Below are 15,828 nucleotides of genomic sequence, written 5' to 3'. Positions count from 1 at the left end.
TAAGCTAACCCGAGCGAATGCTCGGAACCACTCGGATTGCGCAGCCGACTCTCGTTAGCGCCAAGGCCATGACTCAAACCCCTGATCTGCAAGCCAAAAAGCAGCCGCGCCAGGCACGGGCGCGAGCCACCGTTGAAGCACTGCTGGATACCGCCGCTCGGCTCCTGGCCAGCGAGGGCTATGCCGCGGTCACCACCAACCGGGTCGCCGAGCTGGCGGGAGTCAGCATCGGCTCGCTCTACGAATACTTCCCCAACAAGGAAGCTCTGGTGGCGGCGGCGCTGGCGCGGGCGCTACGCGAGATCGTCGCCGAGGTGACCTTGGGCCTGCGCGAGGCACTGGCGCGGCCGGACCAGCCGCGCGGCGGCATCGACCACTGGATGCGCGCCATGGTTGCCGCTCTGGAGCAACGCGAGGCGCTGCTACGGGCGGCGCTGCGTGAGGTGCCCTTCCTGTGGAGCATCAGCGAGGTGCGCGAGCTGTCCAACACCTTGCAGCAGGTGGCGCAGGAGGGTCGCTACAAGAGCAGCCGGCTGGTGCATTTCGAAGACCCCGAGGCCAGCACCTATCTGCTGATGAGCATGGTCTGGTCGGCGATTTTGCAGGCCGTGCTGTATCGGCCGCCGCATCTGAGCCGCGAGCGGCTGATCCACACCCTGGTGGAGATGGTGCTCAAGCTGCTGTGAAGGCGAGGCTGCCCTGGGCTCGGCCGTCAGCACTGATGGCCAGCCAGGGCAGGCCCAGCTCCGCCAGCCAGTCAGCGCCCCGCGCGCCCTTGAGCAGGGCGATGGTGGTGGCGGTGCCGGCCAGCAGGCAGCGGTCGGCCACCACGCTGACGCTGGCTGCGCCACCCTGTACCGGCCAGCCGCTACGCGGATCGAGGATGTGGCTGTAGCGACGGCCATCCTGCTCGAAATAGCGCTCGTAGTCGCCGCTGCTGGCGATGGCGCCGGCGCGCAGCTCCACCACCGCGATGGCCTGCTCCGGCCCGCCGCGCGGATGGCGGATGCCGACCCGCCAGGGCGAGCCATCCGGATGCGGGCCGAGGATGCGCAGATCGCCGGCGAGATCGACCAGCCCGTGCCTGAAGCCGGCGGCGAGCAGCACCGCGGCGGCGCGGTCGGCGGCGTACTCCTTGCCGAAGCCGCCGAAGTCCAGCTCCATGCCCTTGAGTGGCAAGACCAGTCGCGGGCGCCGCCAACGCAGGCGCGACCAGCCCACAAGCGGCAGCAGGGCCTCCAGGTCAGTCTGCGCAGGCAGCCGCGCGGCGCGGAAATCCCAAGCGCGGCGCAGCACGCCGGAGCTGATGTCGAACAAGCCTTCGCTCTGAGTAAAGGCGGCGGCGGCGTAGTCGAGCAGTCCGGCGGTTTCGGCATCGACCTCGATGCCCTCGGCCTCGCCGGCGCTGGCATTGATGGCGCTGAGCAGGCTGTCTGCGCGGTAGCGCGAATACTTGGCCTCGATGCGTCGCACCTCGGCTTCCGCCGCCTGCAGCGCGGCCTCGGCCGGCGCGGCTTCGCTGGCATAGACCTGCAAGGCGCAGGGGCCGGCCATGGCGGTGAAATCGCGTCGATAGGCCCGCATCGGCGCTATGGCCCCAGTGGGCACTAGCTCTTGCCGCCGGTGCCGGTCTGCACCGGGATGCGGGTGGTGCTGAAGAATTGCGTCATCGAGATCGAGGAGCTGATCTCCTGCACGCCGTCGATCTTCGACAACTGGTTCCAGAAGAAGGACTCGTAGTCCTTCACGTCGCGTACCAGGATCTTCAGCAGGAAGTCGACGCTGCCCATCAGGCTGTGGCATTCCACCACCTGCGGGAAATGCCGCACCGCCTCGACGAACTTGGGCAGCACGTCGCGACCATGGCGCGACATCTTCACCTGTGCGAATACCAACACTTCCAGGCCGACTTTCTTGGGGTCGAGGATGGCGACCCGCTCGCGGATCACGCCGGCGTCGACCAGCCGCTGGATACGCCGCCAGACCACCGACTTCGAGGAGGCCAGCCGCTCGGCGAGATCGTTGATCGGCTCGGTGGCATCGCGCTGGAGGGCGTCGAGGATGCGGGCGTCGAGGCTGTCGAGAGAAACGGACATGCGCGATATTTCGGGAAATGGTTTCGGAATTGATTGTAGATGCGCAACAAAAAGGGAAAAAGTACCGGCGATTACGGGATAGAGTTATCGGCGCCGCCGGCGGACGCCAGGCGGAGGAGACAACGCCAGTCTTGGGCCGCCCGAACGACACGCCCAAGTCGCACCAGAGGATTCGAGTCCCATGAGCAGAGCCCCCTTGCAGCTGCATATCCCGGAGCCCAAGGCGCGGCCGGGTGGTGTCACCGACTTCAGCGGCCTGCGCATTCCGCCGGCCGGCGTGCTCGCGCGCCCGGCGGTGGACAGTCCCAGCGAACAGCTGCGCGACTACGCCTACGGCCTGATCCGCGTGCTCGACGACGAGGGCAGGGCAGTGGGCGCCTGGGACCCCAAGCTCGATGCCGACACCCTGCGCCTTGGGCTGCGCCACATGCTGCTGACCCGCGAGTTCGACGAGCGCATGGTCAAGCTGCAACGCCAGGGCAAGACCAGCTTCTACATCAAGTGCACCGGCGAGGAGGCGGTGGCGGTGGCGCAGGCCATGGCGCTGGATGCCGGCGACATGCTGTTCCCCAGCTATCGCCAGCAGGGCCTGCTGGTGGCGCGCGGCTGCCCCCTGGTGCGGCTGATGAACCAGATCTTCAGCAACACCCGCGACCCGCTCAAGGGCCGCCAGCTGCCGATCATGTATTCGGAGCCGGACTACGGCTTCTTCTCGATTTCCGGCAACCTCGGCACCCAGTACCCGCAGGCGGTGGGCTGGGCGATGGCCTCGGCCTATTCCGGCGACACCCGCATCGCCGCCGCCTGGGTGGGCGATGGCACCACCGCCGAGGCGGATTTCCACTACGCGCTGACCTTCGCGACCGTCTACCAGGCGCCGGTGGTGCTCAATGTGGTCAACAACCAGTGGGCGATCTCCAGCTTCCAGGGCATCGCTGGCGGCGAGCGCACCACCTTCGCGGCGCGCGCTGTCGGCTACGGCCTGCCGGCGCTGCGGGTGGACGGCAATGATTTTCTCGCCGTCTACGCTGCCACCGCCTGGGCGGCGGAGCGCGCCCGGAGCAATCTGGGCGCCACCTTGATCGAGCTGTACACCTATCGCGCCGCGCCGCACTCCACCAGCGACGATCCGGCCGGCTATCGTCCTGCCGACGAGGCCAAGAACTGGCCGCTGGGCGACCCGGTCGAGCGGCTCAAGCAGCATCTGATCGGCCTGGGCGAGTGGGACGAGCAGCGCCACACCGCGCTCACCGCCGAGCTGGCGGAAGAGGTGATGAGCCAGCTCAAGGAGGCGGCGAGCTACGGCACGCTGGGCAATCCACCTCCCAATGATCCGGGCTCGATGTTCGAGGACGTGCTCAAGGAAATTCCCGGCCGGCTGGTCATGCAACGCGAGCAGATGCTCGCCCTGCGCGAGGGGAACTGAGCCATGGCACGGATGAACATGATCCAGGCGATCAACTCGGCGATGGATGTCGCCATGGGGCGCGACCCGAAGGTGGTGGTGTTCGGCGAGGACGTGGGTTATTTCGGCGGCGTGTTCCGCTGCACCGCCGGCCTGCAGAAGAAGTACGGCAAGCAGCGTTGCTTCGACGCGCCGATTTCCGAGGGCGGCATCCTCGGTGCCGCGGTGGGCATGGGCGTCTACGGTCTGCGACCGGTGGTGGAGATCCAGTTCGCCGACTACATCTACCCTGCCTTCGACCAGCTCGTCTCGGAAGCAGCACGCCTGCGCTACCGCTCCGCCGGCGGCTTCACCGCGCCACTCACCGTGCGAACCCCTTGCGGCGGCGGCATTTTCGGGGGGCAGACCCATAGCCAAAGTCCGGAGGCGATCTTCACCCACGTCTGCGGCCTGACCACGGTGATGCCCTCGAACCCCTACGACGCCAAGGGCCTGCTGCTGGCCGCGATCGAGGACGACGACCCGGTAGTGTTCTTCGAGCCCAAGCGCATCTACAACGGCCCCTTTGACGGCCACCACGACCGGCCGCTGACGCCCTGGACCAAGCACGAGCTGGGCGAGGTGCCGGAGGAGTACTACACGGTGCCGCTGGGCAAGGCCAAGATCCTGCGCCCTGGCGAGAAAGTCACCGTGATCGCCTACGGCACCATGGTGCATGTCTGCCTGGCGGCGGCCGAGGAGAGTGGGATCGATGCCGAGGTGATCGACCTGCGCAGCCTGCTGCCGCTGGACCTCGACACCCTGGTCGAGTCGGTGAAGAAGACCGGCCGCTGCGTGGTGGTACACGAGGCCACCAAGACTTGCGGCTACGGCGCCGAGCTGGTGTCGCTGATCCAGGAACACTGCTTCTACCACCTGGAAGCGCCCATCGAGCGTGTCACCGGTTGGGATACGCCTTACCCGCACGCCTACGAATGGGACTACTTCCCCGGCCCGAAGCGGGTGGCCCAGGCGCTCAAGAAAGTGTTGGAGGACTAAGACCATGGCGATCTTTGAATTCAAGCTGCCCGACATCGGCGAAGGCATCGCCGAGAGCGAGATCGCCACCTGGCGCGTGGCGGTCGGCGAGACGATCAAGGAGGACCAGCCGCTGGTGGACATGCTCACCGACAAGGCGGCGGTGGAAATCCCTTCGCCGGTTGCCGGCGTGGTGAAGGAATTGCGTGGCCAGGCCGGCGACAAGATCGCGGTCGGCGCGGTGTTGCTGGTGATCGAGACTGCCGGCGCGGCAGTCGACAGCAGGCCAGTAGCCGCTGCTGCCGCCAGCACCACGACGGCACCCGCAGCCGCCGTGCCGGTGGCTGCCAAGGCGGCGCAAGCCGCCGCGCCGCTGCGCGAGGGCAAGCCGCTGGCGGCGCCCTCGGTGCGCAAGCGCGCGCGCGAGTTGGGTGTGGATCTCGCCCTGGTTCCCGGCAGCAAGCGTGGGGGGCGGGTAGGGCACGAGGATCTCGAGAATTACTGCCAGGCGCCGGCTGCCGTTGCCGCCCCGGCAGCAGTCGCCACGCAGGCCAAGGCCACCGGTATCGAGCAGATCCGGGTCATTGGCCTGCGTCGAAAGATCGCCGAGGCCATGCAGCGCTCCAAACTGCGCATCCCGCACTTTGCCTATGTCGAGGAAGTCGATGTCACCGAGCTGGAAGCCCTGCGTGTCCACCTCAATGCCAACAAGCTTCCCGAGCAGACCAAGCTGACGCTGCTGCCGTTCCTGATGCAGGCGCTGGTCAAGGCGGTGCCGTCGTTCCCGATGGTGAATGCCACCTACGATGACGAGGCCGGCGTGGTCAGCCGCTACCAGGCCTTGCACATTGGCATCGCCACCCAGACGCCGAACGGCCTGGTGGTGCCGGTCGCCAAGCATGCCGAGACGCTGGACATCTGGCGCGCAGCTGCGGAAATCAAGCGGCTGGCCGACGCGACGCGCAATGGCAAGGCCACCCGCGAGGAACTCAGTGGCTCCAGCATCACCATCACCAGTCTGGGCCCGATGGGCGGCATCGTTTCAACGCCAGTCATCAACGCGCCGGAAGTGGCCATCATCGGCGTCAACAAGATGGTCGAGCGGCCAATGGTGCGCAATGGTCAGGTGGTGGTGCGGACGATGATGAACCTGTCGTCCTCCTTCGATCACCGCATCGTCGATGGCTGGGACGCGGCTTCGTTCATCCAGAAGCTGAAAAGTCTGCTGGAGCATCCCGCAACTTTGTTCATGCCGTAGAAAACAGGCGTTGCGCGGACAAAAAAACGGCGGCGCTAGCACGAGGGCTGCGCCGCCGGTTCAATGCCGCGTTGTTCAGCTGATGTGCTTGCTGACCAGCTTGGTCATCTCGAACATGCTGACGCTGGCCTTGCCGCCGAAGATCGCCTTCAGCTTCTCGTCGGCGTTGATCTGGCGCTTGTTGGTCTTGTCCTGCAGTCCGTTCTTCTTGATGTAGGCCCAGAGGTTCTTGGTGATCTGACCGCGCGGCTGCGGCTTGGCACCCACGACAGCGGCGAGCGTGGCGCTCGGCGTCATCGGCTTCATCAGGGCAGCATTCGGCTTGCGCTTGACCTTCACCTTCGGAGCCTTCTTGGCAGCGGGCTTCTTGGCGGCGACAACCTTCTTCGCCGGAGCCTTCTTGGCGGCGACGGCCTTCTTCGGTGCTGCTTTCTTTGCAGCGGGCTTCTTCGCTGCAGGCTTCTTCTTGGTGGCAGTAGCCATGCTTCAAACTCCTCTTGTCTAGAGCGCTGAAATTGCGCTCTTGAATCCTATAGGAACAGAAGGCGTACGTAGGGGAAATCGCACGCGGAAGCGCAAAAAAATGCGCCGAAAATGGCCTCTTTGCCTTCTCAGTGCATCTCGCAACGCCGGTTATCGCCTTCAGCGTGGTCCTGACAGCCCGATTTCCCTCGTGTTTTTCGCCCCTGAGCCCTCTGGCTTTTGCTACCGCGCAGCTTCCCGACGGATCGCTAGGCGGAGGCACCAAGTACACGTTCGCGGATCTCCGGTCCTTTCGGGATGGCCTCTGCACGCCATCGCACCAGGCGTACGCCAGCAGCGGCAAACAGCTGGTTCTTGAAATGGTCATCGGCGGCCGCTTCGTCTTGGTCATGGCTGGTGCCGTCGACCTCGATGGCCGCAACGATTCCGCCACCCTGGTCAACGATCAGGAAATCGACGCGCCGCGACTTAATACGGCCTTGCAGCGACATATCGCCGCCGGCGGACAAAAATGCTTGATAGCCGACCTCTGAGAGAACGATGTGGTCTGGCAGGGCTTCGGATAGCCGTCGGAACATTGCCAGCTCAGAGGGCTGCCACGAATCCTTCCGCTTGATTCCTGCAGGTGCGGATAGCTTGCGCTCTGGTGCCGGCGTTGGCGTTGGCTCAAGACGCTGTTGCCGGCGTCTCTTCGGCTTGTCCTTGCCGATCAGTGCAGCAAGCGCGTAGAGCGCTGCGGCGATAAGCGCCCACAAAGCTAATTGCATCGCAGCCAGTAAAAGCCCAGCAAGTCCCAGAGCCAGGCGTCGCCTTTCGGCCAACCTCTTTTATAATTATGCACAATGTATATTATGGTAAATAATAAACATTCCGAATCCTTCCGAGCTTGGCCTGATTGACTGGCGTGTTGCTAAGAACGTTAACGATCAGTTGCTATGAACGTTAACGAAACGGCTCCACCGCCGCTTTGGTGTGCCAGGGTCCGCTCCTAAGTGACTGAATGTACAGAGCCTAGGCTGAGATGCGCTCGTACTGACCCGAGAAGGTCTTGAGTCGAGCCCAAGTTCGTGCGCGACCCAACCAATTTCTACATTCATAGCCCTTCGAAGCGCCGCTTTTCGCGTATCCGGCGGCAAGCAGGACTTCGCCTCAGCCGTTAAACACGCGAAAACAAGGGCACTACAGTGCCCCGAGTCGCCGGCGTTTCCTGTCGCAGTAGCCCTTCGAGCAGGATTGGCTGCACTCGGAGTTCTCGCGCCACCGCAGATTGCGGGACACCGAAATGGTCGCGGAGCACCCTCAGGCTTTCGTTCACAATCTCTGGCTGCTCGACGGGCATCGAGAGATCTTCGGACTCAACGATGGCTTCGCCATGTCGGTTGAGATTGATATAACCGGATCTTACCTGCGCTTCGTCCAGCAAGCCCAGTTGGTGTCCGCGATACAGGAGTGCCGCTTTTGAAACGCCCCAGCGACGCTTCGAGGCCGACATTTCGCTCCAATTCAGGCGCGTCCCACGCAGGACGTGCCGGAACTCGGCAGCGAAGGTCGCACGCGGCATCAATAGCGCGCTGGCGAACCGATTGGCCTGAGACTCTGTGAATCGATCACCGGTCAGCACGCCCATGTGAAGCCCCAGATGGCCGATTTCGTGGGCGACGCCAAAACGCTGCCGGCAGGCCGACTTGCCCTCGGCATTGAGTGCGATGACCGGACGCTTGGTCGCGAATGAGACGGCGTCGATCTCGCTGGGCAGACCGCCGACCTGCATCACTACCGCGCCGGCATTCTCGGCAATGCGGGTCATGTTGCTCAGCGGACCCAGGCCGAGGCCAAAACGCGCGCGAAACTTCTCGGCGCTTCGTTCGATCGACTCGGAGCTTTCGGGATCGGCTTCCTCAATTCGATAAGGCGGAAGATCGACATGCTGATCCAGCACACCAACCAGGCGCTTCAACATCTCTCCGCGGGATCTGCCCACCTGGCGCAGGGACACTTTAGTAGTGAGCTGCCGACGGAAGTGGCACTGCTCTTCGGCAATCGGCTGTGGATCAACGTAGCGAAAGAACTCGGGCAGCACCTGGAGTTCGGCGCAGAACTGCTCCTCCAGGGCGTTTGAAACCGCCTCGGCGCCCGTCTCAACCCGGCTCAGGAACTGCTTGGACACGCCGACTCGCTCACCGAGATCGGTGAGCGAGTAGTCATGAAACAGGCGGATCAGTCGAAGGTTGGAGCCAATGAAAGTCCCGCCCGTCACAAGGTGGCTTCGTCGGCGTTGGCAGCGTCGTCGCCATCGCGACGCTTGGGGGCCACTAGCGGCTTCGCAACCTCGACAGCCTCGACCAGCGGCTGACTGCCGGCAACATGGAGCACTCGAACCGCGCTGGAAATCCAGCGGCACATCAGTTCGCCAAGCGCGTTGAATCCGAGCAGCTCGACATGGGGGTCATCAATGCCGTTTAGCCCACGGTCGATCACGAAGCAGAAGCGCGAAGGAATCTGCCGATCCGACTCGCTGACAAACAGCTGCTGCTGGCGATTGGCGAGTACCACAGCATCTTTCTTCGGATTGTCCGGGTCGTCGTTGCTGAAACGGCAGGGCGTTCCAACGATGGTGAAGACCAGGGCGTTGGTAGCGTTGGCCAAGGCGATCCAGTCGTGGCGACCGGAAGCGGCTTCCTTCATGATCCGCATGCGCTGGCGGGCGAAGGCCGTGCACCCCCGCGAATAGCCGTCGTCGGTGTCGCGGGTCAGGTCATCTTCGGTGGCATGCAGTTCCTCCAGCAGCCAGCGGGCGATGAGCATCAGACGCTCGGTCCGGAACTCAGGGCGGTAGACGGCGGGGTGCGGAAGGTTCATTTGTGCAAATCCTCGGAATCGTCAACCTGATTTTTGTGCAGATTCTCCAATTCGTCAACCGGCTCGACGGAAATGGACGGGCTAACCCCGGCGAGCCTTCTTCGCCTCGTACATCTATATGGTCTGCTGCGAGTAGGAAGGCCGCGAAATCGGAGGTGCCGGCGCCACTGATCGGAAATCGGACCTCTCCCGATTCCACTACTCGGCCTGCTTCCCGGCAACCTCGTCTGTCTTGCCCTTGACTCGTGGAGGCTGGCGAAGCTGGGTCAACTCCTGTCGAAGCTCCTCAATTCGAGCCTGATGCCCCTGTAACTTGCCCTCTTGGCGGGCGGCTTCCCGCAATGCGTCATCTCGCTCCTGCGCCAATCGCTTCAGTGCGGCTTCGCCCTGGGTGACACCTGCGCGAAGCTGATCCCGTTCTGCCACGACAGCTTGGTTTTCTTTGGCGAGGCGATCAAGCTCCAGATCGTGGAGTCGGTCCCGCTCCTGCCGCGCCGAACGCTCTTGGGCGGCTTCCCGCTGGGCGCCGGCCAACTCCGTGCGCAGTCCGGCCAGCGCCTTGTTGGCTTCGGAAACGGCGGTTTCCAGACCAGCGTTGCGCTGTTGCGCGGCGGCCCCTTCCTTTTCGCGCTCGGCGTTGAGCCGCTTGAGCTGCTGCTGCAGATCCTCGATGCGGCCCAGGAGGTGACGCTCGTTGCCCTCGGCCTGCTCGCGAAGGCGCTGAAGCTCCTGGATCTGACGCTGGCCGGCCCGCTCGCGTTCCTCGACGGCGGCCGTGGCCTTGGATTCCCCGGCGGCGGCGCGCTCGCCCAACTCCGCCACCTGGCGCTCAAGCAGGGCCAGCTTGGCATTCAACTGGGAGCGTTGCTCCAGCAGTGCCGATTTGTCGCTCTGGAGTACCGAGACCTGTTGCTGCAGGGCGACCCGTTCGGTTTCAAAGCCACGCCGATCCGTCGCGAGCTGGGACCGCTCACGCTCGAGTTCTTGAAGCTGGGCGGTCTGTTCGTCCTGGGCCTCGCCCTGGGCGGTTTCGCGAATCACGCGATACAGCTCCGCGGCCGCCGTGGTGATCGACGCCGGCATGTTTAGGCGCATGGGCAGCGCCTGGTAGTAGTCCTTGAGATGGTTGTTGACGGTCGCGGGAGAGCCGGTGCCGAGCACTTTGCGGACGCCATCGACGGTGGGGCGTTCGCCCGCGGCCAGCAATTGATCAGCCGCGCGGGTTACGTCGGCCAGCGTTACGCCCGTACGCATGGTTCTGCTCCTCAAAAAAAACGGTGTATCGCCCTGCCCCGCCCCGCATGCTATACCTACGTCAACAAGTGCTTATCGTAAGTACAGGCTTCCAACCGTAGTAAATAATACAGAATACGTTATAAATATGCAGGAATCAGACACGTCGATCGCCATCCTCCCCACTGGCGCTCTAGTGGCGCCCGATAGCTGTCGGGCGGACTCCACCGCCAGTCTTGAAGCGCAGGTATCCCGTGCGGTCGAGGCTATTCGCCTCGTGGCCACTCCGGGCGCCACTTGGACCTCCTATGCCAAGGCGCTCCGCTACATCGGCGCCTGGATGCAGCTACGACTCGGCATCCCGCTCGCGCTGCCCGTTAGCTTGGCACACGTGCAGCTCTTCATCCTCGATCACTTCGGGCATCCCGAGCGGGTTCCGACGGCGCGCGGCGAACCGGTCCTCACGCTCCAGAATCGGATGCCCTTGGAAGTCGACCAAGCGTTGGTGGAGGCCGGTTACAAGGCCGAGCCCGGACTGCACCGGATGACGACCATCAATCACCGGGTGGCCATCCTCTCCTGGGCCCACCATGAGCGCGGGCTGGACAGCCCTTGCCAAGAAGCTGCAGTCCGCCGGCTGTTGTCGGATTGCCGGAAGATCGCCAAGGAGCTTGGCCAAGACGCCCGCACCAAGACGGCGGCGACGCAGGATGGTCTCGACGCCATGCTGGACACCTGCGACGAGTCCCTCGAAGGCCTCCGTGATCGCGCGCTGCTGCTGTTCGGCTGGACCAGCGGCGGTCGCCGTCGCTCGGAAATCTCCGGCGCCGAGGTCCGTGATCTCGAATGGATGGGCGCCGAGACGGCAATTTTTCGCATGCGCCGCTCGAAAACCGGCGATAGCGGGCCGAAGCCAGTGAAGGGAGAAGCGGCCATCGCGCTGAAGCGTTGGCTGGAGGCCGCCAAGATCACCGAGGGGCCCCTCTTTCGGAGACTGTGGGGCCCCAAGGTCGGTGATCGGCTCTCGGCGCATGCCGCCGCGGCCATCGTGAAGCGGCGCGCCGCGATGGCTGGCCTGCCGGGCGATTTTGCCGGACACAGCCTGCGGCGCGGATTCGTCACCGAGGCCGGCCTGAACGACATTCCGCTTGCCCAGACGATGGCGATGACTGGCCACAAGTTGACGACGAGCGTCGTGCGCTATTCCGACGTTGGAGACGTGCTTTCCAGCAAGGCATCTGACCTTCTGCAAGTGGGCCGGAAGCGCTGACGCGGGGCCTGCTGCAAAGCAGGTAACATCCGGTCAGACGTGCCTCAGGGGTGAGGCGCCGACAACAAGGGGCCGGGATGAAAAAGGACCTGTTTCTGAGGGAAGTCGCCGAGAGCGGCTACAACATCGGCTACGCCGCAAAAAAACACTTCGCGACCTACGACATCGTCGAGAAAGCGCCTGGGTGGATCTCGCTGATCACCTTGGCGCTTGGCGTGCTGGCCCTGATAAACCCTCTGTTTGAAGATCACACCTTGGCCGCCCTGGTGCTGATTGTTGGCATCGCGTCCATGTACTTCAATTCGTATCAGGACGGCCGACACGAATACTGCCGACACGGTGAGGCTCTCACGGGGCACTTCACCAACCTGCGAGCCATCTATTTCGAGATCCAGAGCCGGAGTGACGGCGACAGCTTCGATGACCTGAAGCAGCGCTATCAGGCTGTCCTTTCGAGTTCGCAGCAAACCGGCTCCAGCAAGCATATCTTCCTGAGCGACTGGTACGCGCACTACAAGTTCTTCTGGCAGGCGCAAATCGGCTGGATCGACGAGCAGCTGAGGTTCCGGTTCTGGCGCGACAAGATTCCGCTCAGCGCCGCCGTTTCGTTGCCATTGATTCTGGTAAGCGCCATCGTGCTGCTGGTTCGGTTCTATTTCGTCTGCCCGGTGGTCACGCCATGAGCGCGGCCACGCTTTTCTCGACTTTCCGGGACAACCTGAAGGTCACCAATGCTTCGGACATCTCGACGAAGTATTGCAATATCACGACGCGGCTGAATCTCGACTTCTGGGACGTCGAATCGGACACGGTTCACAGCCTGCAAATCGGCTCGTATGGCCGCCATACGGCGATCAATGGCATCAGCGATCTCGACATGGTGTTCGAGCTACCGCCAGAGAATCTGGAGCGCTACAAAAAGCTCGCGGGCAATGGTCCGTCGACCATGCTCCAGGAGGTTCGCACCTCATTACTGAAGCGCTATCCCAAATCCGATGTGGTCGCCGACGGACAAGTCGTTGGGGTGAATTTCACTGGCTACCGTGTGGAGGTGTTGCCCGCCTTCAAAGACGCAGATGGCAACTATCTTCACGGGGACACCAACAACGGCGGCTCGTGGAAAACGACGATGCCGCGCCCCGAGATCAAAGCAGTCAACGACCTCGACACCGAGACGCACGGCAACCTCAAAAACGCCTGCAAGATGTTACGGGCCTGGAAAAACAGGATGGGCGTCGGCGTTGGCGGATTGCTGATCGATACCCTTGCATACAACTTTTTCAATCAAACGAACGAGTTCGACGATGCCACGTACAAGGACTATCCGGAACTTTGCGTAGCCCTGTTTTCCTACATGGCCAACCTACCTGATCAGGAATACTGGAAGGCCCCTGGGAGTAACCAACGAGTACGGTGCAAGGCCAACTTCCAGGCCAAGGCCAAGAAGGCGGCGAAACGGTGCCAGAGCGCGCTCGACGAGACCTCGGAGCGGAAGCAGGCCGATTTGTGGCGGCAGGTGTTCGGACGGCAGTTCCCGAAGACCACCGAAATGGCGCTGGAAAAGTCGGTAGAAGCGGCCGGGTATCGAGATCCAGAGCAGTTCATCGAAGATCGGGTGCCAGTCGATATCCGCAACACCATCGTTCTGGAGTGCGACGAACTAGACGGCGCCAAGTTCGTCAATCAGCTGAGAAGCCGCCTACGCCAAAAGATGAGGGTTCCCTTCGGGAGGAGGCTGCGCTTTCACATCGCGAGTCATGACATCCCAGGAGCTTTCGAGGTCCTTTGGAAGGTCCGCAATCGCCCAACCGAGTCGAAAAATATGAACAAGCTGAGGGGCGAACTCGAACCTGATGACGGCACCAATGAGAAATTCGAAACGGCAGATTTCGCAGGCGACCATTACGTAGAGGCCTATGCAATCAAGAACGGGATTTGCATAGCTCGTGAGCGAATCCCGGTCCCAATCTAGGTCGGGCACTGAGATTTTTAGGCCATTGAGCATGGACTGGTCATGACAGCTCGTACTGCTTCAGTGGGCCATCGGGCCTTGACCTGGGGGTAGCCCCAAGGTTTATGGTCTGCCTGTAAAAATCAACCAACTCCATGCGTAACGTCATATCCATTCTCCTTGCACTCAGCCTGTCGTGGGTCACGACGGGTTATGCGTGCCAGATGGATCGCTTGGAAATGGTGCGGGCGATGTGCTGCTGCAAGCACGGGCACCAGGAGCACCAGGCGCAGCGCAAGGATTCGTCTTCCGCCAGCGTCGGGGCAGAAAAAGCTCGTTGCTGCGATGTGGTCACCACCTCCGCGCTGGATGACCAGCAACCGGGCGCGGTCGCCAAGGTGCCCGCTCTCGACCTGCCCACCTTCACGGTGGTGCCGGTGACGATGTGGGTCATCGCCGAACCGGCTCCTCGTCTCGTTTCGATGCCGCCTCCCGCCCGCGGCCCCCCTTCGGGCACTGGCACTCGAACCTACCTCACCACGGCTCGCCTGCGGCTCTAAGCGCCGCCCATCACCGGCTTCGCGCACGGTGATGGCTCATGACCTGTGTGGCCATTCGGCCGCACCTCCTACTGTCATTTGAGAGGCTTGCTATGTTTGCTTCAATCCCCCGCTTTACCCGTGCCCTGACGGTTGCCGCCCTGTCGGTTGGCTTCGTCGCTGCTGCTCACGCGCGTCCCGTCGATCTCGACTGGAAACCCGGCACGGGAGCTTCCGTCTCCCGGACAGCACCGGCCCCGATGCGCAACCTGGGCGCACCGTTCCACGGACCGCGCCAGACCATCCCGTCGCCGATTTCTTAGGTGGCCCCGCAGCCAGCGGTGTTTACGACGGAAGCCGTTCGCTGGGTCGGTCCGCGCAGCACAGTTCCTGTTCGCCGCTGATCCTTGTGCCCTGCGCGGGTACCGCGCAGGGCCTTCCACGGAGCCATTGATGAAATGCCCCAACACCATCTTTTTTGGTCTGGTTGCTGCGTTCTGGGTCGCCAGTGCGCCGGCAGCCTTCGCACAAGACCCATCCGACGCCCTCGTGGCCATAAGTCTGGATGACGCCACCGCACTCGCGATGCAACACCAGCCGCAGTTGGATGCGCTGGATGCGGAAGCTCGTGCCGCCCGCCAGCGAGCCATTGCGGCAGGAGAGCTACCCGACCCGAGTCTGAGCGTCGGTATCAGCGACCTGACCATCGAAGGCTCTGACCGGTTCACGCTGCGCAAGGAGTCAGACACCCAGATCATGGCGGGTCTGCGTCAGCAGTTTCCGCGAGCCGAGAAACTCAAACTCCGGCGAGAGCAGGCGGAGCGCGAGGCGGAGACATCCGACGCCGAGCGTCTGGCGGCCCAACGAATGATCGCCCGTGAAACCGGCCTTGCCTGGCTCGATGTGTGGAGGGCGGAAGCGGCCCGTCAGCTCGCACGGAAAAGTCTTGTCGAAGCCGAGCGACAGGCCAAGGCTCTGGAGATTTCCTACAGCGCAGGCCGAGCCACACAGGCCGAGGTGCTGGCTGCGCGGGTCGATGCGGAATCCCTGCGCGAGCAGATGGCAGGCCTTGCCCAGCAATCACGCCACTATCGCAACAGCTTGGCTCGCTGGGTTGGCGAGGCCGCGTTCAACCCCATCTGCCCGGACTTGCCCGCAGAGACGGTCCCCGATGTGGCCGTGCTGACGACGGCGCTCGCCACCCATCCGCATTTCCTGGCCGAGGCGAAGAAAGTCGCCATTGCCGAAAACCAGGTGCAGATGGCTCGGCAGGATTACCACCCCGACTGGGCGCTGACCGTGGGTTACGGCCATCGCCCGGCGTTTGCCGACTACGCCAATGTGCAGGTCGAAATCCCCTTGCCACTGTTCACCGGCAATCGTCAGGACAAGCAGCTCGAAGCGGCTAAGGCCATCCAGGCTGCTCAGCAGTCCCGGCTGGATGATGCGCTGCGTGAGCACCGCGCAGAGATCCGCATGAACGCCGAAGACTGGCAGCTGCTGCAGGAACGGCTAGCCCGCTACGACAGTTCGCTTCTGCCGCAATCCCGCGCCCGCGTCGATGCCGCGCTTGCCGCCTATGGCGCCGGCAACGGACTGCTCAAGGACGTACTCGATGCTCGCCGCATGGCGCTCGAACTGGCCATGCAGAAGCTCGATCTGCAGGCCGACTCCGCCAAGCATCAAGTGCAGCTGCGTTACTTCGCACCCTAATTCG

The 15,828-nt window shown here is 63.3% G+C and carries 16 protein-coding genes; 9 read left to right on the top strand and 7 right to left on the bottom strand.

Annotated features, from left to right (window positions below):
• Nucleotides 1-68: 68 nt before the first annotated feature.
• Nucleotides 69-686, top strand: coding sequence for a TetR/AcrR family transcriptional regulator (locus AC3WT6_RS07840; protein WP_492653026.1), 618 nt, complete (start codon nucleotides 69-71; stop codon nucleotides 684-686).
• Here the strand turns inward: AC3WT6_RS07840 and AC3WT6_RS07835 are convergent.
• Both AC3WT6_RS07835 and AC3WT6_RS07830 read right to left on the bottom strand, forming a co-directional pair.
• Complete coding sequence (locus AC3WT6_RS07835) at nucleotides 673-1,584, bottom strand: FAD:protein FMN transferase (RefSeq protein WP_492653025.1); 912 nt, start codon at nucleotides 1,582-1,584, stop codon at nucleotides 673-675. The genes AC3WT6_RS07840 and AC3WT6_RS07835 overlap by 14 nt on opposite strands.
• Nucleotides 1,585-1,607: 23 nt before the next feature.
• Nucleotides 1,608-2,096, bottom strand: coding sequence for an Lrp/AsnC family transcriptional regulator (locus AC3WT6_RS07830; RefSeq protein ID WP_492653024.1), 489 nt, complete (start codon nucleotides 2,094-2,096; stop codon nucleotides 1,608-1,610).
• Between the two features lie 181 nt (nucleotides 2,097-2,277).
• Here AC3WT6_RS07830 and AC3WT6_RS07825 point away from each other — a divergent pair, with 181 nt between their 5' ends.
• From AC3WT6_RS07825 to AC3WT6_RS07815, 3 genes are read left to right on the top strand one after another with little or no spacing between them, the layout of a single operon-like run.
• Complete coding sequence (locus tag AC3WT6_RS07825) at nucleotides 2,278-3,522, top strand: thiamine pyrophosphate-dependent enzyme (protein ID WP_492653023.1); 1,245 nt, start codon at nucleotides 2,278-2,280, stop codon at nucleotides 3,520-3,522.
• Nucleotides 3,523-3,525: 3 nt separating this feature from the next.
• Complete coding sequence (locus AC3WT6_RS07820) at nucleotides 3,526-4,539, top strand: alpha-ketoacid dehydrogenase subunit beta (RefSeq protein ID WP_492653022.1); 1,014 nt, start codon at nucleotides 3,526-3,528, stop codon at nucleotides 4,537-4,539.
• A 4-nt stretch (nucleotides 4,540-4,543) separates the two neighbouring features.
• Nucleotides 4,544-5,776: a dihydrolipoamide acetyltransferase family protein gene (locus AC3WT6_RS07815; protein WP_492653021.1), complete on the top strand. Its 1,233-nt coding sequence runs from the start codon at nucleotides 4,544-4,546 to the stop codon at nucleotides 5,774-5,776.
• A gap of 75 nt (nucleotides 5,777-5,851) precedes the next feature.
• Here the strand turns inward: AC3WT6_RS07815 and AC3WT6_RS07810 are convergent, their stop codons facing one another.
• From AC3WT6_RS07810 to AC3WT6_RS07790, 5 genes are all read right to left on the bottom strand, one after another.
• Complete coding sequence (locus AC3WT6_RS07810; RefSeq protein WP_492653020.1) at nucleotides 5,852-6,259, bottom strand: SWIB/MDM2 domain-containing protein; 408 nt, start codon at nucleotides 6,257-6,259, stop codon at nucleotides 5,852-5,854.
• A gap of 248 nt (nucleotides 6,260-6,507) precedes the next feature.
• A complete protein-coding gene (locus tag AC3WT6_RS07805) occupies nucleotides 6,508-7,026 on the bottom strand; it encodes a DUF2726 domain-containing protein (RefSeq protein ID WP_492653019.1) in 519 nt (172 codons plus the stop codon).
• A gap of 389 nt (nucleotides 7,027-7,415) precedes the next feature.
• Nucleotides 7,416-8,426: an ImmA/IrrE family metallo-endopeptidase gene (locus tag AC3WT6_RS07800; RefSeq protein WP_492653018.1), complete on the bottom strand. Its 1,011-nt coding sequence runs from the start codon at nucleotides 8,424-8,426 to the stop codon at nucleotides 7,416-7,418.
• A gap of 86 nt (nucleotides 8,427-8,512) precedes the next feature.
• On the bottom strand, nucleotides 8,513-9,118 hold the full coding sequence (locus tag AC3WT6_RS07795; protein WP_492653017.1) for a hypothetical protein: 606 nt from the start codon (nucleotides 9,116-9,118) through the stop codon (nucleotides 8,513-8,515).
• Between the two features lie 198 nt (nucleotides 9,119-9,316).
• Nucleotides 9,317-10,372 carry a DNA-binding protein gene (locus tag AC3WT6_RS07790; RefSeq protein ID WP_492653016.1) on the bottom strand — a complete coding sequence of 352 codons (1,056 nt, stop codon included), beginning with the start codon at nucleotides 10,370-10,372 and terminating at the stop codon, nucleotides 9,317-9,319.
• Between the two features lie 127 nt (nucleotides 10,373-10,499).
• On the opposite strand from AC3WT6_RS07790, the gene AC3WT6_RS07785 reads away from it, so the two are divergent.
• The 5 genes from AC3WT6_RS07785 to AC3WT6_RS07765 all read left to right on the top strand — a co-directional run bounded on the left by AC3WT6_RS07785 (nucleotide 10,500) and on the right by AC3WT6_RS07765 (nucleotide 15,824).
• Nucleotides 10,500-11,621 (top strand): site-specific integrase, encoded by a 1,122-nt coding sequence (locus AC3WT6_RS07785; protein ID WP_492653015.1) that lies wholly within the window; start codon nucleotides 10,500-10,502, stop codon nucleotides 11,619-11,621.
• 77 nt (nucleotides 11,622-11,698) lie between these two features.
• The gene (locus AC3WT6_RS07780; RefSeq protein ID WP_492653014.1) at nucleotides 11,699-12,304 is read left to right on the top strand and encodes an SLATT domain-containing protein; all 606 of its coding nucleotides are present in this window, start codon (nucleotides 11,699-11,701) and stop codon (nucleotides 12,302-12,304) included.
• Nucleotides 12,301-13,593: an SMODS domain-containing nucleotidyltransferase gene (locus AC3WT6_RS07775; RefSeq protein WP_492653013.1), complete on the top strand. Its 1,293-nt coding sequence runs from the start codon at nucleotides 12,301-12,303 to the stop codon at nucleotides 13,591-13,593. Before AC3WT6_RS07780 ends, AC3WT6_RS07775 begins: the two co-directional genes overlap by 4 nt.
• A gap of 134 nt (nucleotides 13,594-13,727) precedes the next feature.
• Nucleotides 13,728-14,132, top strand: a complete 405-nt coding sequence (locus AC3WT6_RS07770; protein ID WP_492653012.1) for a hypothetical protein — start codon at nucleotides 13,728-13,730, stop codon at nucleotides 14,130-14,132.
• A gap of 432 nt (nucleotides 14,133-14,564) precedes the next feature.
• Nucleotides 14,565-15,824: a TolC family protein gene (locus AC3WT6_RS07765; RefSeq protein ID WP_492653011.1), complete on the top strand. Its 1,260-nt coding sequence runs from the start codon at nucleotides 14,565-14,567 to the stop codon at nucleotides 15,822-15,824.
• The last annotated feature ends 4 nt before the right edge of the window (nucleotides 15,825-15,828 follow it).

The organism is Stagnimonas sp. FW305-C-60, assembly GCF_058782965.1.
Note: the sequence above shows the minus strand (reverse complement) of the source record. Positions and strands in the feature narration are given on the sequence as shown.

Coding starts and splice junctions, on each gene's coding strand:
- AC3WT6_RS07840 (WP_492653026.1), top strand. CDS start 69: ATGACTCAAACCCCTGATCTGCAAGCCAAAAAGCAGCCGCGCCAGGCA.
- AC3WT6_RS07835 (WP_492653025.1), bottom strand. CDS start 1,584: ATGCGGGCCTATCGACGCGATTTCACCGCCATGGCCGGCCCCTGCGCC.
- AC3WT6_RS07830 (WP_492653024.1), bottom strand. CDS start 2,096: ATGTCCGTTTCTCTCGACAGCCTCGACGCCCGCATCCTCGACGCCCTC.
- AC3WT6_RS07825 (WP_492653023.1), top strand. CDS start 2,278: ATGAGCAGAGCCCCCTTGCAGCTGCATATCCCGGAGCCCAAGGCGCGG.
- AC3WT6_RS07820 (WP_492653022.1), top strand. CDS start 3,526: ATGGCACGGATGAACATGATCCAGGCGATCAACTCGGCGATGGATGTC.
- AC3WT6_RS07815 (WP_492653021.1), top strand. CDS start 4,544: ATGGCGATCTTTGAATTCAAGCTGCCCGACATCGGCGAAGGCATCGCC.
- AC3WT6_RS07810 (WP_492653020.1), bottom strand. CDS start 6,259: ATGGCTACTGCCACCAAGAAGAAGCCTGCAGCGAAGAAGCCCGCTGCA.
- AC3WT6_RS07805 (WP_492653019.1), bottom strand. CDS start 7,026: ATGCAATTAGCTTTGTGGGCGCTTATCGCCGCAGCGCTCTACGCGCTT.
- AC3WT6_RS07795 (WP_492653017.1), bottom strand. CDS start 9,118: ATGAACCTTCCGCACCCCGCCGTCTACCGCCCTGAGTTCCGGACCGAG.
- AC3WT6_RS07790 (WP_492653016.1), bottom strand. CDS start 10,372: ATGCGTACGGGCGTAACGCTGGCCGACGTAACCCGCGCGGCTGATCAA.
- AC3WT6_RS07785 (WP_492653015.1), top strand. CDS start 10,500: ATGCAGGAATCAGACACGTCGATCGCCATCCTCCCCACTGGCGCTCTA.
- AC3WT6_RS07780 (WP_492653014.1), top strand. CDS start 11,699: ATGAAAAAGGACCTGTTTCTGAGGGAAGTCGCCGAGAGCGGCTACAAC.
- AC3WT6_RS07775 (WP_492653013.1), top strand. CDS start 12,301: ATGAGCGCGGCCACGCTTTTCTCGACTTTCCGGGACAACCTGAAGGTC.
- AC3WT6_RS07770 (WP_492653012.1), top strand. CDS start 13,728: ATGCGTAACGTCATATCCATTCTCCTTGCACTCAGCCTGTCGTGGGTC.
- AC3WT6_RS07765 (WP_492653011.1), top strand. CDS start 14,565: ATGAAATGCCCCAACACCATCTTTTTTGGTCTGGTTGCTGCGTTCTGG.